The organism is Chryseobacterium sp. HNCC26DJ238 (assembly GCF_057180465.1).
In genome coordinates, this window is sequence record NZ_JBXUGI010000027.1 from 1 (window position 1) to 25,471 (window position 25,471).

Genomic DNA, 25,471 nt, shown 5'->3' on the forward strand with positions numbered 1-25,471 from the left:
TTTAACGGATATTACAGTACTTGTGGGGATATTTCATCCAAACTTAATATAGATTGCAAACATACAGAGGCAAGGCGACAAAACCTGACGTGTTTAAAAAAGTTTGTTACAATCAATTGATATTTGATGTTACTGATGTGCAAAATTTGTTGGAATGTTTTTTAAACGCAAAGTTTTATGATGCAAGCTGCTCAATTTTAAGGAGCAAAGAAGGGCGGCAAAGCCGCTGATGAAGCTAGCTTTATAAGAATCAATTTTATTGAATCCTCCTTTTGCTCCCTTTAATTATTCAAGATTTAACGCAAGGCAAGACAAATTTTTTTTCAACAGCTTTATGCTTTTAAGATAAACAAAGGCATAAACTTATCAATGAAATACAAAGATTCTACACGTCCATTCGAGTAGGTTTTGAAAAAACCGTATCGAGAATTTTTGAACAATGGACAAATTTTGTTTTAAGTTCACGGGTTCTCGATACAAATTCTTTCAGAATTTTACTCGAACTGACGAATTTTTAAAGGTCGCTTAACTTTCAGTCATATTAAAATAACAGAATAAACTCTCAGCGCACAGTTTGTCTTTCCGGAGGAATCTAAACCCAAATATTCTGGCTTATCGTAAAATTGCAGAACTTAATTTTCTTAACGCAAAGTTTTATCATGCAACCGTCTAAATTTTAAGGAGCAAAGAGGGGCGGCGTAGCCGCTGATGAAGCTCGCTTTATAAAAATCAATTTTATTGATTTCATTTCTTTGCTCCTTTAATTATTCAAGATTTAACGCAAGGCAAGACAAAGTTTTTTTCAATAGCTTTACGCTTTGAAGATATACAAAGGCATTAACTTATCAATGAAATACATAGATTCTAACCGTCAATTCGAGTAGGTTTTTGCAGAAAACCGTATCGAGAATTTTTGAACAATGGACAAATTTTGTTTAAATTCACTGGTTCTCAATACAAATTCTTTCAGAATTTTACTCGAACTGACGATTTTTAAAGTTGCGTAACTTTCAGTCATATTAAAATAACAGAATCAATTTAAATAGTAAACAGACTCATCTCTCATCACACAGTTTGTCTTTCCGGAGGAATCTAAACCCAGAGAATCCCAGTTTAGTTCATGAGGAAATTCCATATTTTTATAAACGCAAAGAATTGTACCATTCAAACTTTTATAAAAAAGGTCAAAAAAAAAGGCTTAACCGAAAAGGTAAACCTGTTTATTTAATTATTTATTGATCAGCCTTTCAAACCGCTCCATCATTTCCTCTTTTTCTTTCAGCATTCTTTCGTAGAGCGCAATCTTTTGGTCATGTAGTTCGATCACTTTATCAAGGGGATTATAATTGTTGACTACTCCTGATGAAATTCCTGTAGAGAGGAATCCTGTAGCGCTGTCATTATTGGTAAATGTATTGGAAATAATACTCACGGCATTCTCTTCATCGAAATTCTGAAATGCTTCTGTAGGAACCTGTAGGACTTCGGAAATCCTTTTCAGCAATTGGTCGTCAATTATTTCTTTTTGTTCAAGAAGAGATACCTTTTTTTGGTTCCAGTCTTCACCGAGATCAAAAGCGAGAGCCTCCTGCTTGATTCCCAGCATCTCTCTGAAGCGTTTTACGTTTTTTCCGTGGTGTATTTTCTTTTCCATAGTGTTTATTCAATTCAAAAACTTCAAATAAGCAGTTCCGTTAAATATCTGAATGGTAAAGTTAAAAAATATCCTGTAAATATCGTTTTCTACAGAAAAAAAATCCATTTCATATTATTTTATCCTATAAATAACGAGCTTTATAAGAATCAATTTCAATGATTCCTTTCTTTGCTCCTTTAATTATTCAAGATTTAACGCAAGGCAAGACAAAGTTTTTTCAACAGCTTTACACTTTTAAGATAAATAAAAGCGTAAACTTATCAATGAAATACAAAGATTCTAACCGTCAATTCGAGTAGGTTTTGAAAAAACCGTATCGAGAATTTTTGAACAATGGACAAATTTTGTTTTAAGTTCACGGGTTCTCGATACAAATTCTTTCAGAATTTTACTCGAACTGACGGATTTTTAAATGTCGCTTAACTTTCAGTCATATTAAAACAACAGAATCAATTTAAATAGTAAACAGCCTCAACTCTCAGCGCACAGTTTATCATTCCGAAGGAATCTAAACCAAGAAAATCCTGGCTTATAAAGAAATTTCCTAATTAAATTTTCTTAACGCAAAGTTTTATTATGCAAGCTACTAAGTTTTAAGGAGCAAAGAAGGGCGGCAGAGCCGCTTATGAAGCTCGCTTTATAAAAATAAATTTTATTGATTCCTTTCTTTGCTCTTTTAATTATTCAAGATTTAATGCAAGGCAAAACAAAGTTCTTTCAACAGCTTTACGCTTTTAAGATAAACAAAGGCGTAAACTTATCAATGAAATACAAAGATTCTACACGTCCATTCGAGTAGGTTTTGAAAAAACCGTATCGAGAATTTTTGAACGATCGACAAATTTTGTTTTTTAAGTTCACTGGTTCTCGATACAAATTCTTTCAGAATTTTACTCGACCTGACGGATTTTTAAATGTCGCTTAACTTTCAGTCATATTAAAATAACAGAATCAACTCTCAGCACACAGTTTGTCTTTGATTTCATCGAATCTTCGATTTCCGGAGGAATCTAAACCCATAAAATACTGGCTCATAAGCAATTGCGGAGTTTAATTTTTTTAACGCAAAGTTTTATATGCAAGCTGCTAAATTTTAAGGAGCAAAGAGTGGCGGCATAGCCGCTGATGAAGCCAGCTTTATAAAAATCAATTTTATTGATTTCATTTCTTTGATCCTTTAATCATTCAAGATTTAACGCAAGGCAAGACAAAGTTTTTTCAACAGCTTTACGCTTTTAAGATAACAAAGGCGTAAACTTATCAATGAAATACAAAGATTCTACACGTCCATTCGAGTAGTTTTTTGCAGAAAACCGTATCGAGAATTTTTGAACACTGGACAAATTTTGTTTTTAAGTTCACTGGTTCTCGATACATTTTTCTCCGCTTTGCTATGAAAAAAACTCGAACTGACGAAGTAAAACCCTCAATCGTATTAAAATTACCGCAATATTTGTCTTTCCGGAGGAATCTAAACACAGAGAATCCCAGTTTATCATGAAAGTGCAGAATTTAATTTTCTTAACGCAAAGTTTTATTATCCAACCTGATAAATTTTAAGGAGCAAAGAAGGGCGGCGTTGCCGCTGATGAAGCTAGCTTTATAAAAATCAATTTTATTGATTTCATTTCTTTGCTCCTTTAATGATGCGTTATTAAAATAAAACTTTGCGTTAAAAAATAACAGAATCACTTTAAATAGCAATATTTTTTTCGTACAGCTCGTAACTAATTTGATCTAAAAAAATATGAACTTCACTGTAAAATTCGCTGTTGAGATTCCTCCGGAATGACAGAGAGGCTGTCGGAATTATTGAATAAAAACCTGTAATTTACTTTCAATATCCACAGAACACACTCAACTCTTAGCGCACAGTTTGTCATTGATTTCATCGAATCTTCGATTTCCGGAGGAATCTAAGCCCATAAAATCCTGGCTTATTATGAAATTGCAGAATTCAATTTTCTTAACGCAAAGTTTTATGATGCAAGCTGCTAAATTAAAGGAGCAAAGAAGGGCGGCCAAGCCGTAGTATCATATCTATTTTATTATGTATAATCAATTTATAAGCAAGCTTTACTCTTCAAATACTCACTTTAAATTGAGAAGGCGTCATTCCCGTATGCAATCTGAAAAATTTTGAAAAACTGGCATGATCATAAAATCCTAAATCATAGACAATATCTTTTACTGACATTTCAGAAACTTTCAGCAGGCGTTTGGCTTCAAGTAAAATTCTGTTCTGAATCAATGATGACGCAGAAACGCTCAGACTCTTTTTACAGATAATATTAAGATAGTTGGATGAAAGGTGAAGCTGGGCGGCATAAAAAGAAACCGAACGCTCATCCCTGAAATGAACATCGATCAGGTTGATAAATCTGGAAACTACGGGATTTGAATGAAAAGCCTGCTGATCTTTGCTTTCTTCAACTGACTTACTGATGATCAGAGCAATCATTTCACACCGTTTCCTGATCAGTTCCCAAAAGATATTTTCTGATTTCAACTCATTCCGAACCGATCGGAATTCATACAAAACAGATTGAAATGCATCTTCTGAAAAGTTTATTACAGGGTAATTCCTGAAAAATGATGCTGAAAACCTCAGATGCGGAAGAAGACTTTCAAACCAGTTCCTGCTGATCATCAACTGGCAGCCAACCGTTTCTTTTTTAATATCCCAATGATGCACCTGCCCTGGGAAAACCAGATGGATCTGGTGATTCTCAATTTGATGCAGAACAAAATCTATATGATGCGAACCCTTTCCTATTCCGAAAAGATTAATGATAAAAAAATCATGCTTGTGAGGTATTTCAATCGACCGCTCTCCATGAAGTTCATTGAATAAAAGATAACCTGCCGTTTCTTCATTTTCATTGAAATCCTGAATTCCCAAAACCGGAAAGTGATCTGATGGCTGATTCATTCTGAAGATTTTCCTTTAAAATTAATAAAAATAAAGGAAAAAGCTTTCAAAACGGATTTTTCATTTTTAAGATTCCAGGATTTTTGCAATTTCCTTAAACCCTAAAGATCTGGCATGCTGTAATGCCGAAACTCCGCTTTTATCGGGAATATTTAAATCAGCTCCTGCATTTTTTAAAATTGTAATAATCTCCTGATACTTCTTACTGCCATCACCCAGCAAAACAGCTTCCATCAGGGCAGTCCAGCCCAGCCTGTTGACATGATTAACCGGAAAACCTCTGGTGTTGGCCAATAGTTTAACCGTTTCCACATGACCTCTTTCACAGGCGGGAATCAAAGCAGTCCCGTTATACCGGTTGAAGACATCAAAGCGGGCGCCGTTCTTCAGAAATAATTTTACAAGTTCGGTCTGTCCACTTGCTCCTGCGTATAAAAACGGACTGTCTCTCTGCTTATCCTGAAAATTAACATCTGCATGATACTGTACGAGCAGCTTCACCATGTCTGTCTGTTTTCCGGACACGGCAATCAGTAAAATCGATTTTCCGTTCTTATCTGCTGTATTGACATCAGCTCCACGATCTAAAGCATTTTTTACTTTAACTAGATCATTTTCTTTAACCATAGTGACCATATTTTCCTGCTGCCTTATATTTTGTTTTGAAGATTGATCAGTATATTTTCCGCAGGCACATAAACTGCAAAAAACAAACAGAAATATTAAATTTTTCATTTTTTCACTTTTAAAAAACCAAATTCCCCTGATGGATCAGTGATTTCACCTCTGAAATTCTCGAAACGGCTTCTGCCGAACAGCTGGCATCGACTAAAACCAGACTGGCCTCATCCCCGGCTTTCGGCCACTGAAGGTTTCCATTATCATCCAAAGGAAGAATATTGGCTGTTGCCAGCTTTAAACACCTTGACAATAAAAACTCAGTCGACTGATGATAAAGCTGTGCATAGAGGTTGGCTTTTTCCAAAACGCTGCCTGTTCCATAGGTATTCCAGTGATCAATAATACTGTCATTTCCGGTGTACACTTTCACCTGATGTTTCAGTAAAAGTGGAAGTGGCATGATGAGCGGACCGATCGGAATTGTTGAGATAATTCCGATCTGGGCGTCTGACAGTTTTCCGGCAATTTCTTCGAGTTTATTTTTCTCTGTTTTTCCCAGAATAAAACAGTGGCTCAAAAAAGTTTTTCCTTTTAATAAAGGATTTTCGTTAACTTTATCAATAAGATATTCTACTGTCTTCAAGCCTGATTCTCCTGTTTCATGCAAATGGATATCAATTCCTTTATGATGATCCAATGCGAGCTGCACCGTAAAATCCATTGTTTTTTCAATCGAACCGTCAATAGTATAGGGATCTACTCCACCAATAAAATCTATATCCATTTTTGCGGCTTCCTTAAGATAAGGAACAGAATTTCTGTAAAAAACTCCATGCTGGGGAAAAGCGACCAGTTCCGCATTAAAGGTTCTTTTTTTATTTTCTAATGCTTTCTGCAGATTTTTCAATGAATCTAACTTTGAAGTCGATTCTATATTCACATGGCTTCTTGCAAAAGAGGTTCCTTTAGAATGCAACAGCTCAATCATTTTTTCGGCTTTCTGCGTTGAGTTTTTCAGCATTTCCGGAAGTATTTTTTCTTCAAGATCAATCATTCCCTTCACTCCGCCTGTTCTTTTTCTGACTGCCTGCCATTGGTCTCCGTAAAAAGTTTTGTCGAGATGAATGTGCATATCTTTAAATGCGGGAAGCATCAGAAATCCCTTTGCATCAACAGCTTTTGCTGCGGGATTATTCGGAGAAACTTTTGAAATTTTACCCTGTTCAATTTCGATTGAAAATAAGCCGGTTTTCGTTGATATGACCTCACCTTCTTCATATTCAAAACCTGTTTCCAGCCTGACATTTTTAAGGATCAGTTTTCCGTCTGTAGAAATTTTCTCATTACCAGATAGTAAAGAATTACCCATCACGTGGGGTGTTACCGTGAGCCCCGCCACGGCTAAGGCTGAGTTTTTAATAAAATCTTTTCTTGATATATTACCCGGTCTGTTCATAATCAATGTATTTTACACAAAATTAAATAGAAGAAAATTCAGACGGAGGTACAGTTTATCTCATTATCTGTACATTTTATTACAATAAAAAAGGATGAAGCCTTATGCCTCATCCCCAATAATTTTATCCTGATCTATTTTAAGAATATTCAAATTTTCTCACTGCTTCGAGCGTTCTGTCAATTTCTTTCTCTTTGATTGCATCACTAATGAAATAAGTTTCGTATCCACTTGGTGGTAGATAAATTCCACTGGTCAGCATCTGATGAAAGAAATTATTGAATAATGAATGATTGGCCTGCTGAGCCTCATCAAAATTGGATACCCTGTTGATGTGGAAAAAGACAGACATCATCGATCCTTTTCGGTTAATTTTATGTTCTATACCCTTTTCATTTAAGATCTTTCCGATTTCAAAATCTAAAGTTTCCGTGGTTTTATTTAATCTTTCAAAGAAATGCTCATCATTTTTAATCAGCTGCAGGGTCTTGAGGCCTGCTCTCATTGCCAGAGGATTTCCGCTCAGGGTTCCCGCCTGATAGACGGCTCCTTTCGGTGCCAGGTGATCCATAATTTCGTTTCTTCCTGCAAAAGCACCTACCGGAAGGCCTCCTCCGATCACTTTTCCATAGGTAACAAGATCTGCTTTTACATTATACACTTCCTGTGCACCTCCGAAGGCAAGCCGGAAGCCGGTCATTACTTCATCAAAAATCAATAACGCTCCGTTTTCATCACATATTTTTCTCAAATTCTGCAAAAAACTGTTCTCCGGTAGGACACATCCCATATTTCCTGCAACAGGTTCGATGATTACTGCAGCAATTTCACCGGGATTATGTCTGAACAAATCCTGAACCTGCTCAAAGTCATTATACCGCGCAAGCAGAGTATCTTTTGCCGTTCCTGATGTCACTCCGGGAGAATTGGGATTTCCGAAAGTTGCAGCACCGCTTCCCGCTTTGATCAAAAATGAATCTGAGTGACCGTGGTAGCATCCTTCAAATTTTACGATTTTATCTCTTCCGGTAAAGCCTCTTGCCAGTCTCACAGCACTCATACATGCTTCCGTTCCTGAAGAAACCATTCTGATCTGGTCGATATTCGGAACATTTTCTGTGATGAATTTTGCTATTTCAGTTTCAAGTTCGGTGGGTGCTCCGAAAGAAAATCCTTTTTCGGCCTGAATTTTCAATGCTTCCAGAACTTCAGGATGAGTATGTCCCAGGATTGCAGGACCCCACGAGTTGATGTAGTCGATATAGGTATTATCATCCGCATCAGTGAGATAGGCTCCCGAAGCCGATTTCATAAATACAGGAACGCCTCCTACAGATTTAAAAGCGCGGACAGGAGAATTTACCCCTCCCGGAATATATTGGTAAGCTTCTTCAAATAAAGCTGAACTTCTTTGGTATTTCATTGTCTGTTTTTTATTTTTTTATCCTTCATAAAAAAGGGTTCCGTCTTCCCCTGCATAGTTTTTTTCACCATTAATAATAGTATAGTAAAGCCCAAATGTCCATCCGTTCTTAAAAACATTTTTTTCAGGCAGAAATTTTCCATTTAACATTCTGTTATTCGGAAGAATTGTTTTAAATAATAAGTTTTCAGGATCCTCAGGGTCCTGCTCTGAAAGAAAAACCAACTGATTGCCCTCATCAACTGTGATTGATGTATATTTTATTGCGTAGATCTCCCTGGAAAATTCATCAACCAATCCGAATAATCGGGAAGAATCTGTTGTTAAGAGATATGGTTTTCCGTTATACAGCTGCCATCCTGCGTAAGCAGTCTGCGGTGTATTTTTGTAAAGTTTTCTGATTTTAGGAATATAGATCCCGACAGGTGAATCACCTGAGAAAATTTCTAAAAAATTCTCCTTAAAAAGAATACGGTAAACTGACTCGTTTTCATAAGGCTTGAGCATTACCATATCCTGTTCATTTAAATCTGTCCATCTTAAAAGAGTGGGCTTGAACTGGGTATCAGAAACAAAGAACCGGTCACCATTTTTATTCCACCGGTCATTTATTACAAAACTCTCAGGCATAATGTAACGGTCTGACCTCATTTTTGTTTTGACAGAATAATTGTAATAATCAAAACCATCAAAAACAACATAGTTACTGTCAGCTGTAAAAATCGGCTTTTCTGAAATAAAAGGCATAATAGGTGTGGCACTGTTATCAATAATTCCAAACCTCCCGTTTTTCTCAGCATGAAAACCGCCTACTGAGGAATCATACCAACTTATACTGTTAAATTGCGGCTGAACAACGATAAATTTACCAGCATCACAAAGACCCCATAAATTACCTTTCCGAAAAGGAATATATTTTAACTGCTCCTGTGAAAATACTTTACATGACATTGCAAGTCCTACAGTCAGTAAAACTTTTGAAAGTGTATGAACTATTTTGAATGTATTCAACAATATCAGTTTCTAGGTTTTCTGTCAATCAGATAGATCAATTGTCCGGCAACAGGTTTCTGCCCCTCCTCCATTCTGTTCTTTGCGTACAGCTTATTGAGTTTAACCCCGAACTTCTGTGCGATGTCGTGCATATCCTCGCCAAATTCAGCTTTATAGGTCGGTGTATTTCCTGCAGAATTTTTTGACTCAAGGAATACAATATCATCTTTTTTAAGAATATCGGACTGCAGATCATTCCATTTGGACAATTTACTTTCGCTGATTTTAAATTTGTTGGCGATCAGCTGCACATTGGTATCTTCAGGAATGACCACATATTTCAAACCACCGTTGGGATGGCTTTTAATTAAAATTGAATTGAGAATTTCCGCTTTTGTTTTGATGCGCTCCACTCTTTTTTGCTGCTGCGCATAAGATCCTGGCTGATAAGGCACCTTAACGGTCACCGGCTCAGTCTTTTTTATTTTTTTGGCAGGTTCAAGACGCGCCATGAAAACTCTGTCATCCTTTAAATCAGGATACTTTCTAAGGACTGCGTACAGAACTTCCGCAGAGCTGACGTCATCAAACTCGTACAGCTTATATCTTTCAATCTTACCGATGAGGATTGAGGCGTAGCGCGGATTCGTAGCGTAACCTGCTTTTTTCAGACCATGAGCCCAGGCTTTATAATCTTTCATATCCAGTGAAAACAGCTTTGTATAGTATTTTCTTGTTGCCAGGAATATGGAATGATCCTCATAAGACTGTTTGGGATCTTCATATACCCTAAAACATTCATTGGGAGCATCATCTGTATGCTTCATGGTTTTTCCCGTCCAGTCTTCCTTGCATTTAATTCCAAAGTGATTTTTCCCTTCGAGAGCCAGGCGGCTCTGTCCGCCTCCGGTTTCCAAAAGTCCCTGAGCAAGAGTGATGGAAGCCGGAATTTTATATTTTTCCATTTCTTCCACTGCATACTGTGCAAATTTCTGGATGTATTGATCTTCGGTGGCCCATGTCTGGGCGGAGAATTTTGATAATACTAAAAAGCCTACAAGTGAGCAAAGTCTTTTCATCGTTTTACAATTATTTTTTAAGACCAGACGGAACATTCATCAGGATATTGGGTCGCCAGTTAAAATCCTGACCTGAGTGTTTCCTCTTTTTCAGTTTTATATTATTAAATTTCTATTCTGTTTTTCTAAAAGCATATTGGCTCCGTCTATTCCCTGCAAGCCCCCGGTATGAAAGCATAAAATCCGGCTTTCAACGGGAAAATAATCTTCACCGATCATTTCAAAAACTTTCTGCATCATCTTTCCTGTATAGACGGGGTCTAAAGAAATTCCGTACTTCGCTTTAAAGTCATTGATAAAACGGATATTCGTATCACTTATTTTACCATAACCCCCAAACGCAGCATTAGTTAGATGAAAATTTCTTCTCGGGGTTAACTCTGAAATTCTTTTTTCAAGAGAAGAGTCATCCACTACTTTACACCCTATAACGCTTTGATTTTCTTCACAAAACGCTGAAATTCCCGCCAACGTCCCCCCGGTTCCAACTGCTGTGCAAAGATAATCAAAATCTTTTGTATCGTTATTCAGCATCATTCTTACACCCTGAACGGCCTTTTCATTTGTTCCGCCTTCAGGGATAATGAGCGCATCAGGAAATTCCTGCTGCAGAAATTCGGTAAGTTTTTCTTTATGCCGGTAAGCATCCCGGGTAATAAACTTCAGATCCATCCCGTTTCTTTCTGCTGCAGATAAGGTAGGATTGTCTTTCCATTTTTTTTCCAGTTCCTCCCCCCTGATGATTCCGAGAGTGGACAGAAATGCTGATTTTCCAAACGCTGAAACTGCAGAAATGTGATTGGAGTACGCACCGCCGAAGGTAATGATCAGTGGTTTTTCGGGTTTCTTTTCAAGATAACGGTTGATATTAAAAAAAAGCTTCCAGTATTTATTACCGGGAATCTCAGTATGGACGAGGTCTTCCCTCTTCATGAAAAGTCTTACCTTTTTACCGATCTGAATTTCCTGTATCGGAACAGATTCTTCCGGAAGTTTTAACAGCATTGCTTTGTTTTAAATAATATATAATTTTTTCTTTATCAATAGAAGAACATCTTTTATTCAACGGTCATGACTGAAAATATTGTGTAAAATTCCATAATTTCCTGCCTTTAAGATACTGCAGATCATGTTCCTTCGCATAGGCCTCCCTTTCAAATGAAATAGCTCTGTAAGCTTTGTGACCGTTCTTTAATCTTATATAGTGATAATAGTACTCGATAACATAGGCAATATAAAAAAAGACGATCAGCAATTCCAACTGCTGTCTCAAATGAATTTTTTCATGATTGATAAGCACCCTATCTCTCTTATCTTCAGGATTTTTAATGAAAATAAAAGGGTAGAGCGTAATGCCATTTATTTTTGTATTTTTGAGGAGCTTTTGGCACACAATTATCATAATAACAAATATAAAAGTTTTGATTTAACTTATGGCGAATTTTGACATCAAAGAGCATGAAGACTTTTACTATAATGAGCAGGGTTACAAAGTTTTTACAGAGAAATTCCATCTAAAACGTGGTTATTGCTGTAAAAGCGGTTGCAGGCACTGCCCTTACGGTTATGATAAAAAGACAGACACATTTATAAAAATCAATAAAAAAAATCAATAAAATGAGAAAATATATTTTTATCCTGATGGCGGCGACTTTAGGTTTATCTTCCTGCAGTCCTTTCAGAGTGCGTTCAGATTATGCAGAAACAGCGAACTTCAGTACCTATAAAACCTACAAAATCAGAATTGACGATCTGAAACTGAATGATATCGATAAAGACAGAGTTCTGAATGAACTGTCTAAACAGTTACAGACCAGAGGTCTTCAGTCCGGAGAAAATCCTGATCTTATCGTTAATGTAAAAGCGAATCACAAGAAAATCACTGACATCAATACAACCAGCCCCGGCGGAATGTGGGGATGGGGCGGTGGTTTCGGATGGGGAATCGGTATGAACAGAACCTGGACGAGCAATTATAATGAAGGTGCAATCATTGTGGATTTAATTGATTCCAAAACCAATAAACTTGTTTGGCAGGGAATAGGAAGCGGAATTGCAGTTGACAGACCGAAATCCAAACAAAAACAGATCCCTCAGATTGTTGCTGAAATCATGGCAAACTATCCTCCGGGAATGAAAAAATAAAAATCTGAATTCAGATGAAGCAAGTCAATACATTTTTTGTGTTGACTTTTTTTGTGAAAAATTCTCCGGGCATTGATCTTACAAAAATTTAACATACCACAGGTAATAAATTTTATTTTGGATTTAATAAAAATGTACTTTTACATTCACCAAATTATTATACCAAAATCATTATATGAAAAAACATCTTTTATTCTTAGTAATTGCACAGCTCACCTACGCACAGGCACCTTCAGGTTATTACTCTTCTGCCGGCGGACTTTCCGGAGCATCATTAAAAACCGCACTCAGTTCAATTATCACCAACGGTCATCAGGACAAGGGCTATGGTGGACTGTGGACCGCTTACAAAACAACGGATATTGATAAAAATTATGAAAATGACGGGTCAATTCTGGATATTTATTCTGAAAGACCTACATCATCCGACCCTTATAATTTTACACCCGGAAGCAATCAGTGCGGAACCTATTCGACTGAAGGAAACTGCTACAACCGTGAGCATATCGTACCCCAGAGTCTTTTCAATGAGGCTTCACCAATGAGAAATGATATCCACTTCATCAGAGCGACCGACGGAAAGGTCAACGGAATGCGCTCAAATTATCCTTTCGGAAAAGTGGGAAGTACTTCTTTTACGTCTCAGAACGGATCAAAGCTGGGAAGCTCTTCGTCTTCCGGTTTTTCGGGAACGGTATTTGAGCCGATCGATGAATTTAAAGGTGATGTTGCAAGAATGGTGTTCTATTTTGTAACGAGATACCAAAGTCAGTTATCCGGATTTTCTTCAGGAAATATGCTGGGAAGTTCTGCTTTCCCGGGATTACAGACCTGGGAACTGAATGTCTTATTGGCGTGGCATAACCAGGATCCCGTTTCTCAGGCAGAAATTAACCGGAACAATGCTTCTTACGCTTTTCAGGGTAACAGAAACCCATTCATTGATAACCCTAATTATGTGAATCAGATCTGGGGTTCACAGACTTCGGCACAGGACACACAGGCTCCTTCTGCAGCCGGCAGTCTCAGTGTTTCAGGGAAAACATCCAACAGTGTTTCGCTTACGTGGACTGCTGCAACAGATAACGTCGGGGTAACTTCTTATGATGTTTACATGAACGGGGGACTGAAATCTAATGTAAGCTCAACCTCTGCAACGGTTACAGGATTAAATCCTTCTACATCCTATACTTTTTATGTAAAAGCTAAAGACGCTGCGGGAAATGTTTCTGTAAACAGCTCAACGGTTTCAGCAGCCACCAATGCAGGAACAACCAATCCTAATCCTGTAAACTGTGTCAATGAGACCTTTGAAACCATTCCTACATCCAATGCGTCGACGTATACGACGAAAACATGGAACAACGGAGGAATAACGTGGACAGCAACAGACTCCAGAAGCGATCAGACGATTGCAAACAAAGCGATCACTGTCAGAAACGGTTCGTTAAAATCAAGCGGTTTCAGTAATGGAATTACTTCTTTAACAGTGACTACCCAATTGAAATTCAGCGGAAGCAGCGGAAACTTTAATATCTTAGTGAATGGTGTAAACGTAGGTAGTATTCCATACAGCACGACAGCTACAACGACTACGATTAACAATATCAATGTTTCCGGGAACGTGATTGTGACTTTGGTTAATGATTCATCCAGCAACAGGGTAGCCATTGATAACCTGAGCTGGACCTGTTCGGGAAGTACAGCAAAGCAGACCTTTACTTCTAAAGAAAATATTCAGCCGGAAGCACTACAGGTTTACCCTAACCCGGTTTCCGGTCAGGAGATTTTTGTAAAAGGAGCTGCTGAAAACATTCATAAAGTTGAAATATATAATCTTCAGGGGAAGGTAATGAAGACCATTGATCAACCTTTTAAACAGGGAAAATCGATTAAGACAGGAAATCTTCCACAGGGAATTTATATTTTAAAACTGGATGAATCGAGTTTAAAGTTTATTGTAAAGTAGATTTTAAAATTTCCGGATTAAAAAAGGCTTCTCTTTGGTAAGGGAAGCCTTTTTAACTTTATATGATCACTTACGTTTGACATATTTATTTTCAATACCCTGATATACAGTCGTTAAAATATCGTCTTAATCTCATTATTAATTTATTATCACTAATAATTTTCATTTAATCTTTTATAATTAATCAAATTTAGATAAAAACACGATTAGCTGTTATTTTATGATACACCATCCCACATCTGCATATTGTATTTTTTATTCAGATAACGGACAATTTCAGGATGGGAAAGGAAAAATTCTCTTGCTACAAAATATTCATTCTGATCAATTTTAAAACGCTGTTCATACTTTTTCACATTAGGATTTACGATGCTGTCGAAAATATCACCATACCTTTCGTTCTGATAAATACTCATAGAATCACAGAATTTTTTATTGGCGGCATAACAGGAATCACTGATTAAATAGAGATCCTTATTCATAAAAATGCCAACTTCTGTATTTTGGTCATCCATTTTTTGGAAAAATGAGGTGACGTGTTTCAGCGTATCTCCTTCAAGTTTGTATTTGGATATTACTGTTCTGAATTCGTCATTAGCCAGTTTTTTCTTCTCCGAACAAGACAGTATTGTAAAACATAAAATCCCTGTTAAAGCAAAACTTTTTATCATAGTAATTTATCATTTTAGTAAGCCATAAACTCCGTTTTACCCTGAGGAATATAGAAATACCTGTTTAAAAATATACCTCTTGTGCCCCCATCATAGTTTACTTTTGCCCAAAGTGCCGTATTTCCACGTAAACGGTTATCGTCTGTGTCCAACATTAAAGCGGCCAATTTACCATCTGCGAAAAATTCTAATTTATACTTTTCTATTGGCTGCATTTTAAAGGTAGAACTTTTATACATTTCTGTAAAAAGGATATTAATATTCTTAGCAATCAATTCTGGGCTTTCGTAAGTAGAAACATATAAATCTTTTAATGAATTATATTCCAGTTTTGCGATATTGTCGTATTCTTTATTTTGATAGATAGTCCAGACTTCTTTATACTTTTTTAATAATTTGGCTTCCAGTTCATTTTTATTCATTTTACGAAGATCTGATGCATTTTCAAATGGAGCTTCTGAGTTGTATGGAACATCGATATTAATATCAAAACTGCCTTCGTAAAAAGTTTTCCCGGCACCAACAAACTTTTCTTTCGTATAACCTTTGGCAATTTCCTCTTTCTTTTTAGGAAGAGAATAGGTCATATAATCTGTATCCGGCGCTTTTTCGTGTTTAAGATCATAAGATTTTAAATCAAAATCAAGATCCGTATCTTCTACAAGTGTGTTGAAAACCTCTTCATACTCTTTAGACTTTCCAAGAGGATACATTTTGTATGAAACCGTATGTTTTCCGCTTTTGAAAAGAACATGATTAATTTCAACAGCCGTATTGCCTAACGCTTTGTTAAATGCTTTTGTCAATTTAATTCCGTCTACAAACATCTCAAAATAACACTTATCATTAGAGTAACCAAGAGTATATATTTTCTCCGAAGGATAATGCTTCACCTGTTTCGAAATTTCATCTGCGATATTGTCTGCAGTTATCGTTGAGTTTTGATTGACCATGTTTTCTGTTTTTTGCGAACAACTTTGGATGCTGATTAATAATAATGATAATATGATTAAAGATTTCATAGTACACATTTTATTTTTCAGTAATAAAATCTTTAAAATCTACTGTTTTGCTTACATTATCTTTGGTTACATCCAGTTTTTTCTCTTCGTTATCACTTTCATCTATAGAAGTATATGTTACAGGAACCACAATTTTAAACTGATTATCCATAATACCAAACAAAGGTTTGCCATCAGCTTCTCTTTTAGACACGATAAAATAATGACTGTCATAAGTATAAGGTACAATGCTTGAATACTCAAAAGGCACCAACAATTTCAAATCTGAATTGATGATCCCCATTTTATCTTTATCATTGGTAACGGTAACTAAATTTTCTTTATCCGACAGTAAAACAGCATCTTTCAAGTTGAAAGGAAGAATATTTTTTTTCAAACTCTGATCAAAAACATCTATCGCACTTTTACCACTTTGTTTTGCAAAATATTTATTGCCTATTTTTTCAATGCTTTCATATTGAAAAGGAATCAACACTTTTTTTCCATCTGCAATTATCCCCATTTTTTGGTTTTTATCAACAACTACATCAACGTTATCCTTTATATTCAGATGATGATCAATATAATCCGGAAGAACGACAAGTTTTTTGTTTTGAACATCCAACCAAACAAGAGCATCCGGTTTATTTGCATTGTGGGACATGTAATAAAAATCGCTTCGTCTTTCAAGCCCGTCATAGGCGGCTTCTACGATTACATTTCCTTTGGCGTCTGATATTCCATATTTATTGTCTGCATTTTTAAATGTCTTATACAGTCCTTTTTCTTTGTAATTGTTAACAACTAATCCATTGATGATAGTATCTGTATTCTGAACCGCTGCATCTTTTGCAAATGTGTTTTCATTTTTCTGAGAACAACTGTAAAAACTACCTATGGTGATTAAAAGTATTGCTATCTTTTTCATTTTTATTTTTCTTTAAATAATTGTATTTCAAATAGTGGAACCTCAAAAGGTTCAATTAAAACAAATGGCATAGGATTTCCTTCATTGGTAGAAAAATCCGCTATATCGAGGATTTCTGTAAGAACATTGGATACTTTTAAGCTTCCCAAATACGTTCCTTCTACTCCAGAACAAAATATAGATGGAATAATGTACAAACCTTTTGCTTTCGTATTCCCTTTTCCTCCCATATCTACGCCATATTTCAGCTTAAGACCTGATCCTCCTTTCAGGTTTATCTCTACTTTTCCTTCCACTTTTGTCTGTAGTCTGAAAAAGTCGAATTCTTTTTTAAATTCTCCGTTAACAGTGGCATTAAATTTAACCTGATCTTTAATTGTAATTTCATTTTTCGCCGTCTGCGCCAGATTTCCAATTTTGTCTATAAAAGTATGACTATTTGTTAAAAAATTAAACTTAATATTCTGTTCAAATATTAATTCCCCAACAGCATCAAAAGCTCCCTTAATTTGAATATTTTTTTTGATACTTTCAAAATATTCTGTGATTTTGGCGTTATTCTTTTTCGCTTCATCAAGCTTAGCTTTGGTATCTTTATCTTTTGGATGCCTCGCCCCCTGAATACTTTCTATTCCTTTCTTCAACAGATCCAAGAGATCGAATTCTCTTTTAAAATTAACTGCTACAACCGGTTTGGCGCTAATATTAGCTTCGTATACTAAAGCTAATTTACCATTTTTTTGTTTCTGGTAATACATTCCGGCATTGATAGCTATAGAAGGTGGAATAAGCTCTGCTCCGACATCTTCCATCGCCTTTAAAACTCTTTTGGCTCCTTTTACGGCTCTGGCCAATTTCAGCATTCTACCCTGAAGATTTTTTCCCCTTGTAAGATAGATCATCAGTAGATCTATGATAATTCCGACCACTACAAAACCATAAATTACGGCAGCTGCAACATATTTTGTATAAAGAGTCTGCTTAATAAGATTGGTCTGTGTGCCTACTAAAGAAAGATCTCCACCTGCTTTCTCCACAGTTCGGTTGTGAATTGTATGAATTCCGTAAGAATAATCCATCGCCTGTTTTTTGATGTAAGGCAAGACTACATATTCCTGTATCCATTGGGAAGGCAAAATCTTACTTATTTTAAATAAAGTACTGTTTGTAATTTCATCGATCACATCGCTGATTCCGGTTTCTAAATCAAAGTTTTTTTCATGAAAGAAATACGTTCCGCTGTCTTTATAATTATACTGAAAATGCCCTATCCATACAACATCAGGATAAACTCTCACTTCCAGTGTTGCCTTCTCTCTGTCCGCATAATACGCACAACTGTTGATATGAAATGCAAACTGATAATAAATTGTTGAAAGAGGATTTAAAAATTTTCCCAAAAGAAATGCATAATTTTTAGGAAAACCGGACTGCTGTGAAAAAACAATTTGTTTTATGCTGTTTCCCGTTTTTGGAACAACGCCCGGACCTCCTGTCTCATTGACATAAATTATATTTTTATTATGTTTCTCTTTCCTGAAACAGCCTTTGTCCGAACGGTTTAAAACACTTACCGTAATATCTTTCATTTTGCTAGAATCCGGCGCAAGCATTTCGTAAAAAAGTGCATTCTGATTGTATTCTATATAACTGAATTCTATCTCTACTCTTCTATTTTTCTTATAAGCTTCTTCTGTTTTTCCGGACGCTACAGGACTTACTTCTCCGTATCCTCGGGTCTTGATCCTGTTTTTATTTAATCCTCCATTCGAGAAAAAATCTTTTACCGCTTGCGCTCTTCGTTCAGAAAGAGCCTGGTTATAATCCAACGTTCCTCTGTCATCAGCATGTCCGGAAAGAGTCATATCTAAATGCTGATTATAGAGCAAAAAATCTAGCAGATATTTTAAAGTCTCGCGAGCTTCAGGGCGAATATCAGATTTATCAAAGTTAAAATGAACTTTTGCCGTGGTATACTGTACAACAGGAGACGTTTTTTTGAAAGTGGTTTGTCCTTCTTTAAAAACCTCAAAAGTCTCACCATTATCTTCTATATTGATCTGTTTATAGGTACAAAGGTGGTTTACTTTAACATCTTTATCAGCCGCACCCACTTTTACAGGTGCATTATTGGTAAGGGTTACCACATTTTTCTTTACAGGAACAATATTATTTTTAACTTTTAAATATCTTCCGTGAATGATCTGTTTCTTGTTATCCTGTACATAGCTGTTTCCGTCTTTTATTTTAACATAAAAAAGGTTGTCTTCAGTTCCTTTTTTCCAGGATGGCTGGATGGTAAATTCTGTATTAACTTCTCCATCAATAACTTTAGCCTGTTTCTGAAATACCTTGGTTTGCTCATCATCTTTTGTAGGATCATAGCTGCTGTCAAATACTCTGCTTGCCACTTTACCAAAGGTAACTTCACTGTTGAGGCGATACACTTCTATGGTAAGCGTCTGCTGATTCAGACCTTCTGTTTCCAATCCAAGAAAAACATTTTCTCCAAATGAAAATTTACGGTCACGCTGATCCGCTCCATCATTTTGCAGGCACCATTTGCTGCTCACCAATAAGGCAGGAGTAAATCCTTTGACATAAAGTCCTGTAACATTTTTAGTATCTCTATTCCCGAAAAGAGTGGCTTCGATATAGTAATATGCTGAAGCTCCACATTCCTTTTTTTTGAAAGCATAACCATACACCTGGCTGGGTCCGATCCCTTTTTTATTGATGATCATTTCTCTGGTATAGTCCTGTCTTATCCAGATCGTACCTTTCTTTTTATCAACCTCTGTAGTTCCTGACATCCACTCGGAAACCTTAAACCATACGAGTCTGCCCGCTTCAACACAAATTCGGTTTCCCGATCGGCTTATCACCTTTGCATTGACCTCGTTTACGGCTATATCGATCTTATTTACTCCTTTTCCCATGTGAGTTAGCTTAGAGTTTGTTTAGCTGCATCTCCTGAAGTGTCGTATACCATTTCTTTCTTCTGCATACTTTCAGAATCTACCAGTGGATTGATTTGCTGCTGCACATCTTTATCCGAATTTTTGAAATTTTGCCGGCAGGCTTCAGCTCTCTGTCCGTTATCTATAATTTCAATGCATGGAGTTCCGACAATAGCACAAATTGCTTTGCTGTCTTCCAGAATAACATATCCTCCATTGCTTAATTGCACTTTATCATAAAAATTCTGCCACTCGGTAACCATTATTTTGCATGGCGGTGGTGGAACTCCCATTTTTGTACAGTTTCCAAAAGTATTTTTTTCAAATGTAGCTGCTCCTATTTCTTTTGTGGTGACAATAAGTTTTTTGGAGGCATCCTTATCATTGGCATATTCTTTTTTATGGGTAAGCACTTTAAGCTTATCCGGAGCCTGTCCAAACTGGCATCTGCATATAGCACCCTGTACTACGATATGTTTTTCTGCCATTTTATTTTATATTTTGTGATTTGATAATTCTAATTTTTATCGATTACTGCAATACTTACAGCAATCTTTTTTTCCTCCTGCAGCATAATGCTGCATTCCAGATAAATGGATTCGGGAAGCAAATTTTCTCCGTTCAGATAATGGACTATTCTACAGCTACCTTCATTATTCATTTTTGGATTATCTTCTCTAATTAATGAAAAAGGAGCTTTATTAATAAAATCATAAATACTTCTTTCATCATTTAATTTTCCGTTTCCTTCTATATGAATTAAATTATATTCATCTTTTAACGGATCGATTTCTAACTCAATCTGATAATTTGGTTCAACAGAATTATTCACGATCGGGAAACTTTGTGCTCCGTCTATTTTAAAACTTTGTCCAAAACTCTGATAAATTCCGAAAAACAAGGTCCGAATGAAATAATCATTTTTTAAAACTAAACTCAACGCATCCGGCTCACTCAATATTTTCTCTATTTTAAAACAATATTCATCTACTGTTTCGCCATCATACTCTTTATAAACTTCCTCTTTTACACCTTTCCATCTTTCCTGAAACACCGAAAAATTTTCAATATCATTAAATTTTCCCTTTTCATCCACGCTTATCTGTAACGGATACAAAACTTTGGATGTTTTGTAAGCCAGCAGATCTGCTATTTCATTCACTTCTTCTTCATTAAGATATAAATTGGAAGTTCTGTCTATTTCAAAAAAATGCAGGTTATTTTCAGTTTTGAGCCAGCGTACTGAGGTCTCATATTTTAATTCATTTTTACTGTTTCCGTTTTCAATATTAATGACAACTCCATATTTCGAGAATGAATTTTCAGGTTTAAAAACCAAACTGTTTCCCCAACCGAAATTGACTGATCTGCTTTTATCCGCCATCGCTGTCCTCGGGATAAACAACTCGATCTGTCTTGTAATTTCTATCAGAATCATATCCTTAACATCGCAATTGTTATTATGAAATAACTTTAAATCATCCTCGGATAGGTTGTACAGAGAAGCAATACTTTTTAGAGTTTCGTTTTTCTGGACGATGTGTTTGTTAAATTTCTGCATATAAATAATTCGCAAATAAATATTTTATCTTCAGATTTTATTTAATACTGAAAATATATATGGCAAGTAAAATGATGCCCACCATGATCAATATTATATTTGTAATTCTATTTTCTTTATTTCTGGATGTAAAAAAGCTCACAATTAATTCTATAAAAAGCAGAAGAGACCATATTGCCATCCAGCCGATATTCAGAACAAGATCCATTGGAATTGACATTCCATCGTTACCTCCGATCGATTGATGAGGATTAAACCAGGAATCCCAATTGCTATAAATATATATTGACAAAAAGCCTATCAGCAATAATGCTATTCTTACAACCAGATGTTTTTTCATTTAATAAAATTAATGATACACTCTTACTCTGTCCGATGTCGGATCCATACCGATACCCTCTCTTCTTGCCGACCAGTGCAGATATTTATTTCTAAGAATCCTTAAATCATCCTGCTCCTTCATTTCTCTCTGATAATCTGCATATTTCTGTTCCGGAATTGATGCACCACCATATGTATTTTCAACGTCTTTGTATCTTTTGAAAGTATACTGTTTTCCGTTTTCCATCGCATAAGATCTGAGGCGGTCTTTTACCCTTATCAACAAAGGATCCTCTGAAATAGAATAAACTTCATCCGTCAGTTTTTTGATGGTTAAAGGAACCGTTTGCTGAACGCCATATTCTGCCATAAAATGCAAAGGAACATAGCTGTATCTTTTTACTAAATCGCGCGTTCCTGATAATGTCAAATAAAAACCAGGATTAATTTTAAGCTGATCTTCTTTGTACCAGGCGTCTGCAATAAGCTGGCTTCTTAATGCTTGTAATTTCGTGCCGGTTGTCCACGATGTTTCAATTTCTTCCCAAGTTTCGGTTCCGTCTTCGTAAGCTCCACCGACATCACAGTGTACTCCGGGAAATATTCTTTCTGTGCCTACATGCACGTGGGTAAGATCAAAATTTTCTCTGTGTTCGTTTTCTGCCACAAAATGGATGACGGTCTGTGCTCTTCCGATATCATTTAAACTTAATTCTTCCACATCATTATGGAAATTCGGTGTAGCAGAAAAGTTTTTTGAATAAGAAGAAACGGTGTCATAAATACCTAAAAATCTGATTTTTAAAACATCAACTATAATTCCAGCTTCCTGAAGTTTAAGTCCTAAATGTCCCCATTTCGGAAGGTCCAGACCTTCTACCCCGTCGCCATCGCTGTCGGAAAGAACGGTAACCGTCATTCCTTCGCTTGAATAGGTTCTTGAGGTGGCTTTATATTTTGATTTTCCTATTTCATGAACAAAATTCCTGGCCGCCGCCGCACCACGGCTAAAACCGAAAACATCAAAAGTAAGTACCGCAATCTTATCTGCTTTTTTTGCGCTTTTGATATTTTTTACTTTTTTCACGATTTCTTCACATCCTTTTTTTACTTTTCCACGGATTCCGGTAGGTCCCGTTCCGAAGGCATACCCCAACATTGAATCTTTTTCCTTATCATCTGTCCCGATCCCTTCTATATAAATTCCAAAATTTTTATCGTAGTTGTCCCACAAACGTGCTACATTGCTCCAATCGTTATTGTAACTGTTGTTATCGGTAGGATTTCCTCCTTTTTTCTTGTATGCATCAGTTTTTTCCCTTCTTTCGATTGTATTGGTTTTGTTATTCAGGGTTCCGTCAAAAAACATCCCGAGAGTAATGTCTAAGACCTCCTCTTTTGTTTCTGTTGGTGTATAATCTCCAAATTTATTATTGTGCATCTTTCTTATTTTAAAATTGATGAATAAGGATAAATTATTCTATTCTACGAGATAATCTGATCTTGGCTTTGGTAATTGGAAGTTCCTGTTTTTCGGTTTTTAGTGACAGAGATACTTTGGTATTATCAGAATTAACTTTAATCACTAAATCTATATTTTCCTCTTTTCCCAATTCTTGAAAAAGGTCAAAAATTTCTTTTTCGTCGAAAGAATCTATCCAGACAGCATATCTGTTATTGCTCTTATCTCTCCAATAAAAACCGCAGAATTTTGGAACAGCTCTTTTTTGATATGTATTATTATGTAAGCTTTCCGCGAAAAGATTTTCCTGTTCTCCGTTGTAATTACTAAATCCGAAATCGATCCATTCACCGCCTTCAGGAACTATGACCGAAGGTTTCCAATTATATTTTTCTCTGTAAGCTTCATAAACATCAGGATTTGGATAGCCCTGTTCTTTTATTTTCGCTATTATTTCAGGTTTAAATGTTTCATAAGAAGGATCGTTCAGCATTCTGTCTGCAAAACCTTCTTTCAACATATATTTTGCATTTTCGTATGCTTTTTCTTTTGTGATAATCGTATCATGAGCCTGAAAAGCACCGACTTCCGTTTGATTTCCCGGTCCGTTGATCCATAAAACAACTCTTCCTTTTGGCGCCAGACCAACTATAAAATTGGTATAAGTTGTTTTTTTATTATTATCCTGATCTATAAAACCTTTTTTAAATAAATCATTGATTTTTTCTTTATCTAAATCCCACTTTCCTGTGTAAAATTTTCTTTCAACTAAAGAATACCATGTAAATTCTAATTTGTGAGGAATTTCCATCAATCTGGTTTCTACGCTCATTGTGCCGCCTTCATTTCCCCAGCCTGTATTTTGAGTTCCCCAAATGGCATCAAAGCCATAACTGAAATCATCCGCAATAATGGCTCCTTTGTACACTTCCATCGGGTATTCCTGCGGGGCTGAAACGGTTCCCAACCAATTATATTTTTCTTCCATTCTTTTATTTTGACAACTTATTAACGAGAAACTGCATACAACAAAGGGAATCAGGAACTTCAATTTATTTGTTCCCATGAGACATTATCTTTTTGTTGCTTGCCAAAACAAGGTTTCCTTTTTTAGCTTCGGTATTGATCGTTCCTGCAATTTTTTCAACTTTTTCACCAACGCTCAGATTATAAGAATCATTTACCTTGATCAATATATTTTTTGCGGTTTTTCTTATTGCCATGATTAGAAAAGTTTAGATTTTTCAGCACTGTTGAATTCTACGATTTTACCACTCTGCATGGTCATGTTTTCAAGCTCACTAAACATAGAGATTTCTCCGGCAATTTCGTTTGAAGTTTCAGATTGTCTTCTGAATTCCTTTTCTACCATTTCGGTTCGGGTGTCCGAAGATTCTTTGATATCGCCTGCTGCCGTCATCATCATGTCTGTTCCGGCAGTAGAAACAATGTTTTCGTTGGCCGAGCTTGTAATACTTGCTCCGGCATCAATTGTAATTTCTTTACCTGCAGTGATGCTGATATTTTCGCCTGCCTTTAAAGTGAAATTTTTAGGTGCGTTGACAGAAATATTGCCTTTACCATCCATAAAGAAAAAATTTCCACTCGGATCGATGATATTTACACTTCCTTCATCATCATTCATTAACACTTTTATTCCGCTTTTCGTCTGGATTGATCTCATGTGATTATTGATTCCTCCTCCCAATCCTATTCCTCCATGGAACATTCCTCCCATCACAAATGGACGGTCAGGATGATTGTGAACGAAGTTCACCATTACCTGGTCTCCTACCTCCGGAATCGCTACGTAACCTCGGTTCTGCGTGATCTGATCTGTCCCTCCTGCATCAGGACTCATCATTCTGATAAAATGCGTCGTGTCATTCGTCTGCCAGTCGAATCTAACCTGAACCCTGCCCTGACCTTCGGGATCCGTATTCGAAATCACCGTGGCCATCTGAGGTTCGGCTTTGGGAACTGTAAATTCAGGCTTGGGTAAAAAACCTGTATCGGAAGCGATCCCATCGAAGCTTCCCGTGTAATGTCCGATGGTGTCTATTTCATGCGTCGCTTCTGTGATCATGATCCTCGTGAAATACGAGGTCTCATTCGTATCAGGTTTTCTCATCTCAATATCCACCGCACAGCCCGGATGAAGAAAAGGAACCGTCGTGGAGCCTGAAATATTGAAAACATTCACGCCCTCACTTCCCGAAGTGCTCTTCTGCGAATATTCAACATCCAGATGCGTGGTCGCTTTTATAGGAGCTACCTGTAAGGATGGAGTTT

At 36.4% G+C, this 25,471-nt stretch carries 23 protein-coding genes; 3 read left to right on the forward strand and 20 right to left on the reverse strand.

The window, feature by feature from the left end; all coding sequences use genetic code 11:
* Positions 1 to 1,228: 1,228 nt before the first annotated feature.
* From AC2A07_RS18785 to AC2A07_RS18825, 9 genes are all read right to left on the reverse strand, one after another.
* The gene (locus AC2A07_RS18785; RefSeq protein ID WP_314499463.1) at positions 1,229 to 1,654 is read right to left on the reverse strand and encodes a helix-turn-helix transcriptional regulator; all 426 of its coding nucleotides are present in this window, start codon (positions 1,652 to 1,654) and stop codon (positions 1,229 to 1,231) included.
* A gap of 2,086 nt (positions 1,655 to 3,740) precedes the next feature.
* Positions 3,741 to 4,589, reverse strand: coding sequence for a helix-turn-helix domain-containing protein (locus tag AC2A07_RS18790; protein ID WP_484051651.1), 849 nt, complete (start codon positions 4,587 to 4,589; stop codon positions 3,741 to 3,743).
* A 66-nt stretch (positions 4,590 to 4,655) separates the two neighbouring features.
* Positions 4,656 to 5,324, reverse strand: coding sequence for an ankyrin repeat domain-containing protein (locus tag AC2A07_RS18795; protein ID WP_484051652.1), 669 nt, complete (start codon positions 5,322 to 5,324; stop codon positions 4,656 to 4,658).
* 10 nt (positions 5,325 to 5,334) lie between these two features.
* On the reverse strand, positions 5,335 to 6,666 hold the full coding sequence (locus AC2A07_RS18800) for an amidohydrolase (protein ID WP_484051653.1): 1,332 nt from the start codon (positions 6,664 to 6,666) through the stop codon (positions 5,335 to 5,337).
* A 139-nt stretch (positions 6,667 to 6,805) separates the two neighbouring features.
* Positions 6,806 to 8,089, reverse strand: coding sequence for a glutamate-1-semialdehyde 2,1-aminomutase (gene hemL, locus AC2A07_RS18805; RefSeq protein WP_484051654.1), 1,284 nt, complete (start codon positions 8,087 to 8,089; stop codon positions 6,806 to 6,808).
* An 18-nt stretch (positions 8,090 to 8,107) separates the two neighbouring features.
* On the reverse strand, positions 8,108 to 9,100 hold the full coding sequence (locus AC2A07_RS18810; RefSeq protein ID WP_484051655.1) for a hypothetical protein: 993 nt from the start codon (positions 9,098 to 9,100) through the stop codon (positions 8,108 to 8,110).
* 5 nt (positions 9,101 to 9,105) lie between these two features.
* Positions 9,106 to 10,161, reverse strand: coding sequence for a glucosaminidase domain-containing protein (locus AC2A07_RS18815; RefSeq protein ID WP_484051656.1), 1,056 nt, complete (start codon positions 10,159 to 10,161; stop codon positions 9,106 to 9,108).
* A 96-nt stretch (positions 10,162 to 10,257) separates the two neighbouring features.
* The gene (locus AC2A07_RS18820) at positions 10,258 to 11,166 is read right to left on the reverse strand and encodes a 1-aminocyclopropane-1-carboxylate deaminase/D-cysteine desulfhydrase (RefSeq protein WP_484051657.1); all 909 of its coding nucleotides are present in this window, start codon (positions 11,164 to 11,166) and stop codon (positions 10,258 to 10,260) included.
* Between the two features lie 64 nt (positions 11,167 to 11,230).
* Complete coding sequence (locus AC2A07_RS18825) at positions 11,231 to 11,563, reverse strand: hypothetical protein (protein WP_484051658.1); 333 nt, start codon at positions 11,561 to 11,563, stop codon at positions 11,231 to 11,233.
* Positions 11,564 to 11,594: 31 nt separating this feature from the next.
* Here AC2A07_RS18825 and AC2A07_RS18830 point away from each other — a divergent pair, with 31 nt between their 5' ends.
* From AC2A07_RS18830 to AC2A07_RS18840, 3 genes are all read left to right on the forward strand, one after another.
* Positions 11,595 to 11,777: a C1orf53 family protein gene (locus AC2A07_RS18830; protein ID WP_314499503.1), complete on the forward strand. Its 183-nt coding sequence runs from the start codon at positions 11,595 to 11,597 to the stop codon at positions 11,775 to 11,777.
* Position 11,778: 1 nt separating this feature from the next.
* Positions 11,779 to 12,306 (forward strand): DUF4136 domain-containing protein, encoded by a 528-nt coding sequence (locus AC2A07_RS18835; protein ID WP_484051659.1) that lies wholly within the window; start codon positions 11,779 to 11,781, stop codon positions 12,304 to 12,306.
* Between the two features lie 175 nt (positions 12,307 to 12,481).
* Positions 12,482 to 14,275, forward strand: a complete 1,794-nt coding sequence (locus AC2A07_RS18840; protein WP_484051660.1) for an endonuclease — start codon at positions 12,482 to 12,484, stop codon at positions 14,273 to 14,275.
* 218 nt (positions 14,276 to 14,493) lie between these two features.
* Here AC2A07_RS18840 and AC2A07_RS18845 read toward each other — a convergent pair whose 3' ends face one another.
* The 11 genes from AC2A07_RS18845 to AC2A07_RS18895 all read right to left on the reverse strand — a co-directional run.
* Complete coding sequence (locus AC2A07_RS18845) at positions 14,494 to 14,946, reverse strand: hypothetical protein (RefSeq protein ID WP_484051661.1); 453 nt, start codon at positions 14,944 to 14,946, stop codon at positions 14,494 to 14,496.
* Positions 14,947 to 14,960: 14 nt separating this feature from the next.
* On the reverse strand, positions 14,961 to 15,968 hold the full coding sequence (locus AC2A07_RS18850; RefSeq protein ID WP_484051662.1) for a hypothetical protein: 1,008 nt from the start codon (positions 15,966 to 15,968) through the stop codon (positions 14,961 to 14,963).
* 10 nt (positions 15,969 to 15,978) lie between these two features.
* A complete protein-coding gene (locus tag AC2A07_RS18855; protein ID WP_484051663.1) occupies positions 15,979 to 16,875 on the reverse strand; it encodes a WG repeat-containing protein in 897 nt (298 codons plus the stop codon).
* A 2-nt stretch (positions 16,876 to 16,877) separates the two neighbouring features.
* Positions 16,878 to 19,814: an OmpA family protein gene (locus AC2A07_RS18860; RefSeq protein WP_484051664.1), complete on the reverse strand. Its 2,937-nt coding sequence runs from the start codon at positions 19,812 to 19,814 to the stop codon at positions 16,878 to 16,880.
* 5 nt (positions 19,815 to 19,819) lie between these two features.
* Positions 19,820 to 20,323, reverse strand: a complete 504-nt coding sequence (locus AC2A07_RS18865; protein ID WP_484051665.1) for a DUF4280 domain-containing protein — start codon at positions 20,321 to 20,323, stop codon at positions 19,820 to 19,822.
* A 29-nt stretch (positions 20,324 to 20,352) separates the two neighbouring features.
* Positions 20,353 to 21,396 (reverse strand): LysM peptidoglycan-binding domain-containing protein, encoded by a 1,044-nt coding sequence (locus AC2A07_RS18870; protein ID WP_484051666.1) that lies wholly within the window; start codon positions 21,394 to 21,396, stop codon positions 20,353 to 20,355.
* Between the two features lie 37 nt (positions 21,397 to 21,433).
* Positions 21,434 to 21,736, reverse strand: coding sequence for a hypothetical protein (locus tag AC2A07_RS18875; RefSeq protein WP_484051667.1), 303 nt, complete (start codon positions 21,734 to 21,736; stop codon positions 21,434 to 21,436).
* A gap of 9 nt (positions 21,737 to 21,745) precedes the next feature.
* Complete coding sequence (locus tag AC2A07_RS18880) at positions 21,746 to 23,158, reverse strand: phospholipase effector Tle1 domain-containing protein (RefSeq protein ID WP_484051668.1); 1,413 nt, start codon at positions 23,156 to 23,158, stop codon at positions 21,746 to 21,748.
* Between the two features lie 34 nt (positions 23,159 to 23,192).
* Positions 23,193 to 24,167 (reverse strand): DUF2931 family protein, encoded by a 975-nt coding sequence (locus AC2A07_RS18885; RefSeq protein WP_484051669.1) that lies wholly within the window; start codon positions 24,165 to 24,167, stop codon positions 23,193 to 23,195.
* Between the two features lie 64 nt (positions 24,168 to 24,231).
* Positions 24,232 to 24,402, reverse strand: a complete 171-nt coding sequence (locus AC2A07_RS18890; RefSeq protein ID WP_484051670.1) for a hypothetical protein — start codon at positions 24,400 to 24,402, stop codon at positions 24,232 to 24,234.
* Between the two features lie 2 nt (positions 24,403 to 24,404).
* A partial coding sequence (locus AC2A07_RS18895) for a phage baseplate assembly protein V (protein ID WP_484051671.1) occupies positions 24,405 to 25,471 on the reverse strand: 1,067 nt, incomplete at its 5' end.

Excerpts from the sequence above, each read along its gene's own strand:
- AC2A07_RS18785 (WP_314499463.1), bottom strand. The coding sequence starts at position 1,654 with ATGGAAAAGAAAATACACCACGGAAAAAACGTAAAACGCTTCAGAGAG.
- AC2A07_RS18790 (WP_484051651.1), bottom strand. The coding sequence starts at position 4,589 with ATGAATCAGCCATCAGATCACTTTCCGGTTTTGGGAATTCAGGATTTC.
- AC2A07_RS18795 (WP_484051652.1), bottom strand. The coding sequence starts at position 5,324 with ATGAAAAATTTAATATTTCTGTTTGTTTTTTGCAGTTTATGTGCCTGC.
- AC2A07_RS18800 (WP_484051653.1), bottom strand. The coding sequence starts at position 6,666 with ATGAACAGACCGGGTAATATATCAAGAAAAGATTTTATTAAAAACTCA.
- hemL (WP_484051654.1), bottom strand. The coding sequence starts at position 8,089 with ATGAAATACCAAAGAAGTTCAGCTTTATTTGAAGAAGCTTACCAATAT.
- AC2A07_RS18815 (WP_484051656.1), bottom strand. The coding sequence starts at position 10,161 with ATGAAAAGACTTTGCTCACTTGTAGGCTTTTTAGTATTATCAAAATTC.
- AC2A07_RS18820 (WP_484051657.1), bottom strand. The coding sequence starts at position 11,166 with ATGCTGTTAAAACTTCCGGAAGAATCTGTTCCGATACAGGAAATTCAG.
- AC2A07_RS18825 (WP_484051658.1), bottom strand. The coding sequence starts at position 11,563 with ATGATAATTGTGTGCCAAAAGCTCCTCAAAAATACAAAAATAAATGGC.
- AC2A07_RS18830 (WP_314499503.1), top strand. The coding sequence starts at position 11,595 with ATGGCGAATTTTGACATCAAAGAGCATGAAGACTTTTACTATAATGAG.
- AC2A07_RS18835 (WP_484051659.1), top strand. The coding sequence starts at position 11,779 with ATGAGAAAATATATTTTTATCCTGATGGCGGCGACTTTAGGTTTATCT.
- AC2A07_RS18840 (WP_484051660.1), top strand. The coding sequence starts at position 12,482 with ATGAAAAAACATCTTTTATTCTTAGTAATTGCACAGCTCACCTACGCA.
- AC2A07_RS18845 (WP_484051661.1), bottom strand. The coding sequence starts at position 14,946 with ATGATAAAAAGTTTTGCTTTAACAGGGATTTTATGTTTTACAATACTG.
- AC2A07_RS18850 (WP_484051662.1), bottom strand. The coding sequence starts at position 15,968 with ATGAAATCTTTAATCATATTATCATTATTATTAATCAGCATCCAAAGT.
- AC2A07_RS18855 (WP_484051663.1), bottom strand. The coding sequence starts at position 16,875 with ATGAAAAAGATAGCAATACTTTTAATCACCATAGGTAGTTTTTACAGT.
- AC2A07_RS18860 (WP_484051664.1), bottom strand. The coding sequence starts at position 19,814 with ATGGGAAAAGGAGTAAATAAGATCGATATAGCCGTAAACGAGGTCAAT.
- AC2A07_RS18865 (WP_484051665.1), bottom strand. The coding sequence starts at position 20,323 with ATGGCAGAAAAACATATCGTAGTACAGGGTGCTATATGCAGATGCCAG.
- AC2A07_RS18870 (WP_484051666.1), bottom strand. The coding sequence starts at position 21,396 with ATGCAGAAATTTAACAAACACATCGTCCAGAAAAACGAAACTCTAAAA.
- AC2A07_RS18875 (WP_484051667.1), bottom strand. The coding sequence starts at position 21,736 with ATGAAAAAACATCTGGTTGTAAGAATAGCATTATTGCTGATAGGCTTT.
- AC2A07_RS18880 (WP_484051668.1), bottom strand. The coding sequence starts at position 23,158 with ATGCACAATAATAAATTTGGAGATTATACACCAACAGAAACAAAAGAG.
- AC2A07_RS18885 (WP_484051669.1), bottom strand. The coding sequence starts at position 24,167 with ATGGAAGAAAAATATAATTGGTTGGGAACCGTTTCAGCCCCGCAGGAA.
- AC2A07_RS18890 (WP_484051670.1), bottom strand. The coding sequence starts at position 24,402 with ATGGCAATAAGAAAAACCGCAAAAAATATATTGATCAAGGTAAATGAT.